Genomic DNA, 12,648 nt, shown 5'->3' with positions numbered 1-12,648 from the left:
TTGTCGTTCTCCGAAACCCAATTCGTTTTTCGTGAAATCTTTCAGCCTGCGATTCCTCTCTAATTTGAAAAACTACTTTATTTCATCACCGAACTTAATATCCTCATTGTACCTGTCTTTAATCTGGCAAGCAAGCAAAATTCAATGGCGCTGATCAAAGGCAGGCTTCTTGACTTTCCCCCGTAAACAGCCTAGAATATCGTCACGTTAAAAATGTTTCCTATAAAGGAGTCTGACTATTGAGTACCGTGGATCCGAATGAAATTAAACGTGAACAAACCCGGGTTGATCACGTGATTAAAAAAATTAAAACTCAAGCCGCTCACACTAAAGAACTATACGAACAAGCCCATTCTGAAACCCGTTCGGTCGAAAACAACTACTCACAAAACGCTAAAATCAATACTTTTGAAGCGGATGACCGAATTGAAACAAACGCCGAAGTTCAACAGCAAAAAGGGTTAGTTGCCAGGGCTGTCGAGAATGAGACGATTTTAAAACGGCAAGTAGCAACCTACAAACAACTCCAAGACTCTCCTTATTTTGGTCGAATCGATATTCAAGATCCAGGTGAATCAGAAGCTGAACCGCTCTACATTGGCACCGCATCGTTTGCAGACGAACACGAAAACTTCTTGATTTATGACTGGCGTGCGCCTATTTCCAGCATTTACTACAACGGCACTTTAGGAAAAGTCGCCTATCAAACGCCATCCGGCATGATGGAAACTGAACTGGTAAAAAAACGTCAATTTTCAATTCAACACGGTCAAATTACGAATGTCTTTGATACCAACGAAACCGTGGGCGATGAAATTCTACAAGAAGTTCTTGGCCAGCAAAATGACACCTACATGGCTAATATTGTGGCTACCATCCAAAAAGAACAAAACGACATTATTCGCGACACGACCAGTGATTTACTAGTTGTTCAAGGCGTTGCTGGTAGCGGTAAAACCTCTGCAATTTTACAGCGTATTGCGTTTCTGCTTTATCACAGCCGGCAATCCTTAAACGTAGACGAAATAGTGCTGTTTTCACCTAATCGCCTGTACAGTCGTTATATCTCTGACGTCCTTCCCAGTTTGGGAGAACGCAATATGCGACAAATCACCCTGGCCGATTTTCTGTCCCAACGGTTTCAAGGCTTAAACGTTGAATCCAACTTTGACCGCTATGAGAAAGCTTCCCATAATTCGGCAACTCAGCAGCGGCTTATTCGGTTTATGGAAAGTCCGCAACTGATGACTGCTATCGAAACCTACGTCCACAATTTAAAGGCGGAGGAAATTCAATTTGCCAACGTTCGTTTTGAAGATCGTATTTTCTTTTCAGCGGAGGAGATTCATCAAATTTATGCCGCCTTACCCACAACCATGGCGCCTGCTGACCGGTTTTTAAAAACTAAGAACACCTTGATCAAACGACTCAAACGGCGCATTAATCAAGAGGCAGATGCCGACTGGGTGCATGAACAAATTGACCATCTCAGTAACGAAGCCTACAACGATTTGATTGGCAAGAGACGCCTGCGTGCCTTTGAAAGTTACGACGATGAAATTCATTACTTAGGCCGCAAGCTAGCAGCTAAACATTTTCGCGTAATCTATGACGCTTTGTACAATAACTACTTTATTGATGTCTACCGCCAGTACGGACAATTTCTCAAACAAGTTGCTATACCAGCAGATTTAACGGCCACCACTTGGGAAGAGAATCAATTTACTTTTCAGCAAGCCGTTGAATACCACCGTCTGCGGCTGTTTGATGCGGCTCCCCTTCTCTTAATGCGCGATTTACTCACTGGAAGCGGCCAAAATCGACAAATTCAATACATTTTTGTGGATGAAATGCAGGATTACTCCTTAGCACAAATGGTTTACTTTAAACATGCGTTTCCAAATGCCAAATTCACGCTTCTCGGCGACAGTGAACAGGCGCTCTTCAAAAATGTTGAATCTCCGCAAAGTTTACTGGAGCGCCTTAAGGATGCCTTCGCGGTTAGAAAAGCAAATCTGATTACCCTAAACCGCAGTTATCGATCAACCTATCCAATTATGAGCTTAGCCAAAAAACTCCTTCCTGACGGCGAACGGATTCAAGCTTTCAATCGAACCGGCAGTTTACCAACCGTGATTGTTCGTGATACATTTCAGGCTGCTATTCAAGTTCTGAAGTCTTGTTGTCAAAAGCAACTTCAAAATTATGGAACCGTCGCAATCCTCACGCGCAACATGGCGGAAAGCCAGCGAATTTATAAGGAAATTCGCCGTGAAACTGGTGCAACCTTACTCTCCGATACAGATTTGGCATTACCAAAAGGCGTTTTGATTCTACCAATATATTTGGCAAAGGGTTTAGAATTCGATGCCGTCATTGCTTACAATATTTCTGCTACGAACTATCCTGATGAGCAGTCCACTGGAATCTTATACACGATGGCTTCCCGCGCGATGCATCAATTAACCCTTTTAAGTATTGGTGCCGCTTCACCGTTAATTCACGCAGCGGTTGCTGATGAACACCATCTGGTAAAAATTGAATAATAGCTAAACCAAAAAAGAGCTTCAAGGTAATTTGAAGTGTCCCAACCACATTAGATTTTGGTCTAATGCGTGACAGACACACCATTTCCTTGAAGCTCTTTTGGTTTTTCCTTTTACGATATACTATATTAGTATCCCGATGGCCTACTTTTGTTTATGACCGTGCATCACGTAAGTAGAACCGCCTAAATTACTTTGCGCACTGACCGCAAAATCGGCAGTTTGAATCATCATTTCAGATGAAGAATTATCTTCTTTATCACTGTTTCCAGACGCCCGTTCCGTTGTTTGTGCGGCTTCGCTTTGCGCATTACTAATGGCACGTGATGTTTCTTGATACTGAGTCACAGGGATTGCTGCTTGTTGATACTTATCGTTCAAATCCCCTATTTCAACCTTAGTTGCGGCACTAGTGCCCACAAATTTACTTAAATTTGTTAAGTACGGCGAGCGGTCAACCCGTTGATGTTGTGTGGTTGTGCCTTGTTGCAAAGCCTGTGTCGCCTGTGTCACAACCTTAGAAATTGTAGCAGTTACTGTGGCTGCTTCGGCCACTTTTGATTGTGACGTCGTCGTTTGCGTCGTGACCGTAGCAGTTGTCTTTGCTTCACTACTTACAGAGGCAGAACTTGCCGAAGAAGTGCTCGCGTCACTGGCAACCTTTGTAACCTTGGCAACCGATGAAACGGAGCTGCTACTTGCAGAAGAACTGGCTGCTGAAACTGAAGTCACTTCACTGCTTGTCTGATCGGCTTTAAGATCTGCAGATGAGCCAGTATTAGCAGAGCTTGCTGCCGAGGAAGCCACACTAGCAACTTCTGAGCTGCTGGAGCTTGCCGAAGAAGTGCTGGCACTGCTGGCTGCACTACTCAAAACGACAACACTACTGCTTGCAGCTGTTGAACTGGTCGCTGCTGCCGAACTCACACTTGTACTCAGGCTTGGTGTCCAACTACTTGCTTCTGAGTTGCTAACCGAACTCGTTGCCGTTGTAGCACTAACTGCTGAAGAACTCACTTCGGCACTTGAAGCTGCAGAAGTTTTGGCCTCGCTTGAACTGCTGGCCGCACTGCTTGTGTCGCTGCTTGCACTGGCTGCAGAACTGCTTGCACTCGTATTCGAACTAACCGCCGCACTACTTGCCACACTGCTTGTCTGACTGGTACTTCTTGCCGAAGTTGTCGTACTGCTTGTGGCATACGAACTCGCATATGCATAACTACTTGTTTTACTTTTGCTACTGCTTGTAGCCTGAGTCGTGTCATTTGTGTCCGCGTGCACGGCTGGGGTTTCGTTAAATGCAACTGCGGCATTTACCCCCACCAAAACGAGGCCCGCGTACAACCACTGTTTATGTACTTTATACATTTTAAAGTGGACTTTTGAAGCTTGTGTGTTTTTATTCCGATTTTCCATATTTCAATAACCTCCAAACTTACATAATTTAAGAAACTCTTAAGTTAATTATACGACAATTTTCTCAATTTGAACATATCGCAAATTAAAATTATGCCCTTTTATACCATTTTTAAGCTTCCGCCAATTTACGTTGACGAACAATCGCATGTTTCAAAATAAATGGTGCAATAATCGTTACCACAATAATTACCAAAATCACATCTGAATAATGTGTGGCATCAATTAGATGCGCTGAAAATCCAATCTGGGCTGTAATCAACGCCATTTCACCTCTGGAAATCATCCCAGCACCAATCACATAGTTACTTGAAAAATCGAACCCTGAAAGTTTGGCACCCAGTCCGCACCCAACTAATTTCGTGCCGACTCCTAAAATAGTCATCAGAATGACGAAGCCTAAAGACTGCCATAAATGTGAAAAATTCATATTCAAACCGACACTTACAAAGAACATGGGGATAAAAATTGCGTAGCCGATCGGCTCAACACTTGCCCCAATTTCTTTGTGGGCGGGCGTCAGTGCAACTGCGATACCAGCAAAAAAGGCCCCCACCGCACCACTTAAGCCAACCAGTTCTGCTAACCAGGCCATCGCCAAACAAATAATCATCGACATAATTGTCCGACTAGAGGTCATAAATAAGTGATCCGCTGTACGCATCAAGTATGGTGCAATCCACCGAATTAATAGATAAACCCCCACAAAATAAAAGACCTGCTTCAAAATGACCCATAAGATATTTTCGTTGCCGCTTGCATCACCCATCATGCTCACCATAAGACTTAACAGGATCACACCGATGATGTCATCAGCCACTGCCGCGCCAAGAATGGTGGCTCCTTCCTTAGAATCCAAGGCATGGAATTCTTTTAAAACTTCGACAGAAATGCTAACCGACGTTGCCGAAAAAACAACGCCCAACAAGAAGCATTCCAGTTTGCTGAAATGAAAGAGCAACCCTGAAAAGCCCATAAAGACGAGTGGAAAAATGACCCCGATCGTCGCCACAATTAGGGCTGGCCGTAAATATTTTTTTAATAACTGAATGTTGCTTTCTAAACCCGCGATAAACATCAGAATGATGACCCCGAGATCTGCAAAGACTTGAATTAGATTATTAAGTTGAATCCAGTTTAAAATAGCCGGTCCTAAAATAACGCCGACTAAAAGCTGCCCAATAACCCCTGGGACGTCCATTCGCTGACAATAGTGACCAACAAATAAAGTTGCAAACAATACCATACAAAGCGTCCCGATAAATCCCATTTAACTACCTCCGTTAATTACATTAAATATGTTAAATCACTGGCAGCTGTGGGATAAGCAAAAATTGTTTGTCTTAGACTTTCTGAAGTTAACTGACGATTAATAGCCATTGCAAAATAATTAATTAAATCATCTGCTTCATTACTCATCAAACCGGCTCCTACCACAGCACCCGTTTTTTTCGATGTTATTACTGTAGCATGTGCTAACGGTTCATTCAAGCGGCGATACGTAAACCACTGTGCCACATCAACATCTTGAATTTCATATTGGTCTGTTTTTTGCTGTGCCTGATCCAAGTTTAAGCCGACCTGAGCTAAACGCGGTGTGCCATACACAACAGTTGGAATTGCCGGATAGACAATTGTATCCGTATTTCCTGAAAAGACACCAGCGAGATACTGCGCTTCAAAACCCGAAACGGGTGTGAGTTTAGGCTGTGATTTAGCTACCACATCACCCAAAGCATAAATATTAGCTGCAGTGGTTTGAAGATGATCGTCGACTTGAATGCCCTTTTTAGAAAATTTCACGCCCGCTTTTTCTAAATCAAGGGCGTCCGCATTCGGCTGGCGCCCTGCGGTACAAAAGACCTGATCTGTTTGTAAAGAAAAGCCCTGCGCACTAAGCAGCTCGTACCCGGCATCATTTTTTTCAATTCGGCTCAAGTCGACACCAAAGTGAAATTGAACCCCAAGATGCTCCAGTTGTTGGACTAGGCGATTAACATCATCTTGACCAAAGGCTTTAAGCGGCCGATCGTTATGATGAACAATATGAACCTGTGCCCCCGCCGCACTTGCCATCGCGGCAAATTCAAAGGCAATGTAGCCGCCACCCACAAACGTCACGGTTTTGGGCATTACCGGCATCTTGAGAAAATCAGTACTCGTTTTGAAATGTTCTTTACCGTCAATATCCAAGCGACTTGGCCGGGCACCCGTTGCAATCACGAACTTATCCGCCGTAACAGTCTCGTCATCAGCAAGGATTGTGTGCGCATCCACAAACTTCACGGAACCCTCAATCACCGCAATGCCCGCTTGCTTTAGCCCGTCCTTGGTGTTTTTAGAAACCGGCTGCGTGAAGGTCTTTTCAAACTTGATCAAGGCCGACCAATCAATTAGCGGTGCATCCCGTAATCCGTTACCGACCAATTGTTGCGCTTGTCGCCGAGCGTCAACGGCAGACAGAATTACTTTTTTAGGATCACACCCACGATTGGGACAAGTTCCGCCCCATAGGTTTTCTTCCACGACAGCAACCTTTAAATTTTGAGCCTTTAAATCATAAGCAAGGGCCCCACCACCAGGACCGGCACCAATAATCACAACATCATATTTATTCATTACTCTTCCCTCCAACTCAATTTTTATGTTCCTTTTAACGCTTAACTTCACTTAAATAACGCATCACTTGTTGCCGTGTTAGATAGCCAATCGGCTGTTTGGCATGGGTCACGGTTAACCGTTCGGTTTGACTAAGCAGATGAAACGCTGTGTCCAAGTTCTCAGTATCTGCAACTGCCGGTATTGGGTCAGTTACAGAAACGTTTCCTTGAATATAACCTGTTCGGACCAGTTTGGTAAGCGGCGTCTCAAACACGTTTTTGGCAACCGTTCCCGCAAAGAAACTTTCCACAAATTCATTTACAGGATGCTGGGCAATATTTTCGGGCGTGTCAACTTGTAAGAGTTCGCCATGGCTCATCACCCCAATTCGATCCCCCAGTTTGAGAGCTTCGTCCATATCATGAGTGACAAACACGATCGTATTATGCATCCGATGGTGTAAATCTAAAACAAGATCCTGAAGTTGCGTGCGCACAATGGGATCAAGGGCACTAAATGGCTCATCGAACAAAACAACCGGCGGCTTGGCAGCTAACGCACGGACAATGCCGATGCGTTGCTGTTCACCGCCTGATAATTCGTTAGGCATGCGGTTACGGTACTTCTCGGGATCCATTCCCACCTGTGCCAGCAAGTCATCAATAATTTGTGCGGTCTGTTTTTTAGGAATCTTTTTCATATCCGGAATGACACTGATGTTTTGAGCAACCGTCATCGTCGGAAATAACGCAATTTGCTGTAAAACATAGCCAATGTCCAGTCGTAAACTTTGCGGATTGAATTCTTTGAGCTTTTTTCCGTTAAACAAGATATCGCCATCTGTTTGCGTAATTAACTGATTGATCATTTTCAGTGTGGTCGTTTTCCCACTTCCTGACGTTCCCACCAGCACAAACAGTTCACCTGGTTGAATGGCTAAATTCAAGTCATGAATGGCGAGATTGTCACCAAACTTTTTTTGAACATTCTTAAATTCAATAATTGGTTGTGTATTTTTTGTCATTTGGCATCCCTCAACAATCCGTGAGAAACTAAATACTGACGGGCTACTTTAGCCGCCGATTTTTTCTGAACGTTCACTTCATAATTCATCTTTTGCATATCCTCATCAGAAATTTTACCCGCCAATTTATTGAGGGCCCGCACAATCTTAGGATGACTCGCGGCCAGTTTTTCTGACATTACAGGAGCACCTTGATAAGGTGGAAAAACATGCTTGGTATCTTTTAACATGACCAAATCAAGTTGCTTGAGCTGGCTATCCGTAGAATAAGCGTCCCCTAAATTAATGTTACCGCGCTTGAGTGCCTCATAGCGTAAGCTCGCCTGCATGGACCGTACTTTGAAATCAAGCCCATATTTTTGCTTGATCCCTTTTAAGCCATCGGTACGATTGATAAATTCAAGCGTCATCCCCGCGTTTAATTCATTTTCGATCGGCTTTAAATCACTAATTGTTTTTAGATTATACTTTTTGGCAAACGAACGCTTCACCACAACCGCAAATGTGTTTTGATAAGCCATTGGTTTTAAATACGCTAAATTATCCTGTTTCTTTAACGCATCACGCGCTTTTATATAAGTTTCATGCGCACTCAAATTGGCAGTGTTTCCTGACTTTTTAACGAGGCTTTCCAGCACGGTTCCTGTGAATTCGGGATAAATGTCAATACTCTGACTTTTTAAAGCGTTAAACAAAAAACTGGTTGTGCCGAAATTGGGTTTCAACGTAATCGTGACACTTTTATCATCCTGCTCAATTAAATCTTTATACATGTGAATCAAAATATCTGGTTCCGAGCCTAACTTACCCGCAATAATAATGTTTTGTTTAGGTTGCGAAACGGCTTGGTAGCCACTGACACCAGCAAAACCAAGGACAATGACGCCCACCGTCAAAATAACAGTTCTTAGCCGTGCAGTTTGTAAAAACTTAATCAACGCACTTAAAATAATCGCCAATAGTGCGGAAGTAACCGCCCCGATAATGATAAGCGAAGTATCATTTTGATCAATTCCAAGTAAAATAAAATTTCCCAGCCCACCGGCACCAATCAAGGCTGCCAAAGTCGCCGTGCCGATAATCAAGACCAGAGCAGTCCGAATACCAGAAATAATGACTGGTAATGCAATCGGAATTTCTACTTTAAATAGTTTCCGCATGCGGGACATCCCAAAAGCATCCGCCGCCTCTTCCAGTGAAGGATCAATTTCATCAATCCCCACATATGTATTTTGAAAAATTGGCAGTAAGGCATAAATAACCAGTGCAATAATTGCGGGCACACTGCCAATCCCTACCAATGGAATTAGCAACCCCAATAAGGCTAGTGAGGGAATTGTCTGCAGAACACTTGTGATTTGTAGCAAAACTTCAGCCACATTTTTGTGATGAGTCGCCCAAATAGCTAACGGGATGGCAATGACAATCGCAATCAAAAGCGCCGTCAGCGAAATTTGCAGGTGCTCCCACAACGCCTTTAGTAGCTCCATTCGTTGATCTAAAAAGGTATTCCATAATGTTGTCATAATACCCTCCAAATAATTTTATGCTTCCATTCTCTCACAGAAATCGCAAATCACCATGCGATATACTCATAACTTTTTTGATTACAAAAAGACACAACTGGAAACGTGCTCCAGTTGCGCTCTTGTATACGATCGTCAATCGTTACTCCCATGATGAATCTTAAATAGCTCACTATGCGCTCATTAAATCATGCACTTAGCCGGCTAGGAGCCACAGAAAAAATCTGATATTTGTCATTTGAATGAATTTATCGGGGTTAAAAGTTCAAATGCACTTCTTTAGGCCTGGTTTCAACCAAAACTTTTCCCTGCCGGATAGCATACAAAACTTCTGATCTTTCATTCAAAGCATTGTAAAAGTTATTATTATTCATAATAATACAATTTGCCGGTTTCCCAACTTCAATGCCGTAATGATCCGTAATATGCAATGTTTTGGCTGCATTCGTCGTCACAAATTGATAGGAATCCTGAATACTCTGATAGCCCATCAATTGCTCCGCATGAATTCCCATGTGAACTGCATCCAGCATGTTCCCATTTCCCATTGGATACCAGGGGTCCTTAATATCGTCCTCACCAAAAGAAACATTAATTCCAGCTTCGGTCAGCTCCTTAATTCTGGTAATACCCCGCCGTTTAGGATAAGAGTCAAACCGTCCGCCCAAGTGAATATTGACCAAAGGGTTAGCCACCATATTAATTTTTGCCAGCTTCAGCAACCGGAAAAGCTTATAGCAATAGGCATTATTGTAGGATCCCATTGCGGTTGTGTGACTTGCCGTGACACGATCGCTAAGCCCCGTTTCATAGGCAAGATCAGCGAGAACTTCCAGATTTCTTGAATTGGGATCATCAATTTCATCACAGTGAACGTCAATTAAGCGGTCATACTTTTCTGCCAATTGTGCAATGTATTTCAAGGAAGCCACACCGTAATCACGCGTGAATTCATAATGTGGAATACCACCAATCACATCGGCTCCTTCTTTAACCGCAGTCTCCAAAAGTTCTTTACCTTTAGGATAAGAAAGCACACCTTCTTGGGGAAAAGCAACCAGCTGTAGTTCAACTTCGTTTTTCATCTCTTCTTTCACTTCTAGTAAGGCTTCCAGGGCAGTCATGCGCGGATCTGTCGTATCCACATGGCTTCTGACGACCTGAATGCCGTTTTTGATTTGGTTTCTTAGCGTTGCTTTAGCCCGCGTTTTGACATCTTTTTTGGATAACGTCTTTTTACGCTCTGCCCAAATCCGAATACCGTCGAACAAAGTACCAGTTTGGTTCCATTCCGGATCTCCCGCCGTTAAAGTTGCGTCCAAATGGACATGGGAATCAACGAATGGCGGCAAAAGTAACTTTCCGTCGGCAGCAATTATTTTTTCTTGTGGCGCAACTTTCAAATTCGTCCCAATTTCTGTAAATTTACCGTCCGTAATCCGAATGTCCTGTTTTTTTAAACTATTTTCAATATACACATTTTTAATTAACATGATTAACGCTCCTTTTTTAAACTGACTTTCATCACACCATAATAAATCGTCCCAATGAGGATCATATCAATAAACGTTGCACCAAAGTAATTTTCAACCCAAGTAATCTGACGTAAAAGCAGATATATCAGAACGCCAGCCAGCCAGAGTCCAAAGGCTAACCAGTGAATTCCACCTTGATACCAATAATGACCATTTTTCTGCGCCAGTTCTCGCACTTGATAGTTACGGTGACGCACCAAATAAAAATCCACACACATAATGCTGACGATTGGACCCAAAACCATACCAACGTAATCCAAGAAAGCGGTAAATGTATCCAGAAAACTGCCGACAAATACGGGAATAAAAGTTACAAAGGTTGCCAAAATAGTAACTATCCAAAGAGCCTTTTTTAAACTGATTTTGGGAAACATATTGTTAACTGCGGATCCGGCAGCTTGTAGATTAACTGCATTAGCCGTCATACTGGTTAAAACAATAACGATCATTGCAATTGAACCCAAACCAAGGCGATTCGCAATCGTGCTCGGGTCTGAATTGTTGGCATCGTAAATCCCAGATGTCACGGCAATGCTGATTGTGGCAACTAATCCAATGAAGGCAAACCAGAAAACCCCAATATCGGCTCCAAAAAATGGGGCTGTAATTGCAGTATGTTTATGGTTAGTGAAGCGGGTGAAATCGGCCCCGGCTGTAACCCAAGCAAGATTAAAGGCTGCTAGTGTGTCAATGGCTGTGCCAAACGGCATTTTTTGATGGGCAGGAACTTGCCAGTCAACAATTTGTGAAAAGGAAACATCACGAAAAACAACGACCGATTCCCAAAGAACGAAAATAATCACAAGAATGATTCCTATTCGTTCAATAATTTGAATCGATCGCTGCCCAGCAGAGATACTTATTAGGTGTAATACACTCATTACGACAATTCCAAAAATGAGGCCTTTATTACCGCCTGGTTGCCCATAAACTGGCCACCCTAATAACGAATGTAAAAGATAAGACATGGAGGTAGCCGCAATAAACGTGTTTACTGCCGTCCAACCCACAAATTGAGTCACGTTCACCAGTGACGGGACAATGCTGCCACGAATGCCAAACGAAGCACGTGAAATAGCCATGGTTGTCGCACCAGTTTTGTAGCCCATGTAACCAACTAAAGCTAAAAATATGTATGAGATACTAGACGCAATGATCAGTGCTTTGACGCCACCCCAGAATCCGCAAGCAGCAATGATGCCCCCTACAAACCAGGTCCCGTTATTAGCGTTCGCCCCAACCCAAGTCGCAAACATATCCCAATAAGACATGTGCCGGTGTGCTGCTGGTACAATGTCTACAGTGTATCGATCTTTGGTATCCATGAAAAATTTCCTCCTTAGAATTTTTACACATTTTTATTGATTATACACTCTTCAAGAAAAAAATCGAGCCCTTTTTATTTTTCCAGTTTCTTCTAAACTTACGAAATTCTCTGGTTTACTTCTAAAGTTTTCAGTAAGGCTGGAAACTCACAACCACATTTCTCTATGAGTTTTATCCTGGCATATCAGCGAGTTTAAGCCGAATTAAAAATTCATTTCCGTTCTTTCACTAACAATAAGCGATGAAGAAACATTTTTGATCACTATCCCAAATTGTGCTGCAACTAGCATAGCGGAGAAATTAAAAAAGGACAGTTGCAGGGCGGCTAGCGCCTTTACAACTGTCCTCTTTTGATACGTTTAAAATTTAAGAAGCCACTTATCGGATTTGAACCGATGACCCCTTCCTTACCATGGAAGTGCTCTACCTAGCTGAGCTAAAGTGGCAAAAAATTACCTCAATAAGTATACCATATCTCTTAATTACACATCAATGGTTAGCGTATTTTAGGTAAAAAAAAAGTTTCCAATTACGGAAACTTTTTTAATTTGCATGGCAACGTCCTACCCTCGCAGGGAGCGATCCCCCAACTACTCTCGGCGCTAAGAAGCTTAACTTCTGTGTTCGACATGGGAACAGGTGTATCCTTCTCGCTATCGCCACCACACTTCTCC

The 12,648-nt window shown here is 42.9% G+C and carries 8 protein-coding genes, 1 tRNA gene and 1 rRNA gene; 1 reads left to right on the top strand and 9 read right to left on the bottom strand.

What is annotated here, in order from left to right:
- Nucleotides 1-239: 239 nt before the first annotated feature.
- Nucleotides 240-2,546: an RNA polymerase recycling motor HelD gene (helD, locus tag ACLJJ6_RS00530; protein WP_412989531.1), complete on the top strand. Its 2,307-nt coding sequence runs from the start codon at nucleotides 240-242 to the stop codon at nucleotides 2,544-2,546.
- 144 nt (nucleotides 2,547-2,690) lie between these two features.
- Here the strand turns inward: helD and ACLJJ6_RS00525 are convergent, their stop codons facing one another.
- The 9 genes from ACLJJ6_RS00525 to rrf form a co-directional block, all read right to left on the bottom strand.
- Entirely contained in the window at nucleotides 2,691-3,962 is a 1,272-nt protein-coding gene (locus ACLJJ6_RS00525; RefSeq protein ID WP_412989530.1) for a KxYKxGKxW signal peptide domain-containing protein, read from the bottom strand.
- A gap of 112 nt (nucleotides 3,963-4,074) precedes the next feature.
- Nucleotides 4,075-5,232: a cation:proton antiporter gene (locus ACLJJ6_RS00520; protein WP_412989529.1), complete on the bottom strand. Its 1,158-nt coding sequence runs from the start codon at nucleotides 5,230-5,232 to the stop codon at nucleotides 4,075-4,077.
- Nucleotides 5,233-5,249: 17 nt separating this feature from the next.
- On the bottom strand, nucleotides 5,250-6,581 hold the full coding sequence (locus tag ACLJJ6_RS00515; RefSeq protein WP_412989528.1) for a dihydrolipoyl dehydrogenase family protein: 1,332 nt from the start codon (nucleotides 6,579-6,581) through the stop codon (nucleotides 5,250-5,252).
- 34 nt (nucleotides 6,582-6,615) lie between these two features.
- Entirely contained in the window at nucleotides 6,616-7,587 is a 972-nt protein-coding gene (locus tag ACLJJ6_RS00510; protein ID WP_412989527.1) for an ABC transporter ATP-binding protein, read from the bottom strand.
- Nucleotides 7,584-9,113, bottom strand: coding sequence for an ABC transporter permease/substrate-binding protein (locus tag ACLJJ6_RS00505; protein WP_412989526.1), 1,530 nt, complete (start codon nucleotides 9,111-9,113; stop codon nucleotides 7,584-7,586). The genes ACLJJ6_RS00510 and ACLJJ6_RS00505 overlap by 4 nt, the downstream gene beginning before the upstream one ends.
- A 257-nt stretch (nucleotides 9,114-9,370) precedes the next feature.
- The gene (codA, locus tag ACLJJ6_RS00500; RefSeq protein ID WP_412989525.1) at nucleotides 9,371-10,606 is read right to left on the bottom strand and encodes a cytosine deaminase; all 1,236 of its coding nucleotides are present in this window, start codon (nucleotides 10,604-10,606) and stop codon (nucleotides 9,371-9,373) included.
- Between the two features lie 2 nt (nucleotides 10,607-10,608).
- Nucleotides 10,609-11,973, bottom strand: coding sequence for a cytosine permease (locus ACLJJ6_RS00495; RefSeq protein ID WP_412989524.1), 1,365 nt, complete (start codon nucleotides 11,971-11,973; stop codon nucleotides 10,609-10,611).
- A 373-nt stretch (nucleotides 11,974-12,346) separates the two neighbouring features.
- Nucleotides 12,347-12,420, bottom strand: a tRNA-Thr gene (locus ACLJJ6_RS00490).
- A gap of 104 nt (nucleotides 12,421-12,524) precedes the next feature.
- A 5S ribosomal RNA gene (gene rrf, locus ACLJJ6_RS00485) occupies nucleotides 12,525-12,641 on the bottom strand.
- Nucleotides 12,642-12,648 lie beyond the last annotated feature (7 nt).

This window comes from Pediococcus siamensis, from assembly GCF_047220215.1.
Lineage (GTDB): Bacteria > Bacillota > Bacilli > Lactobacillales > Lactobacillaceae > Pediococcus > Pediococcus siamensis.
The sequence above is the reverse complement of the archived record's forward strand: the minus strand, read 5'-3'. Positions and strand labels throughout refer to the sequence as shown.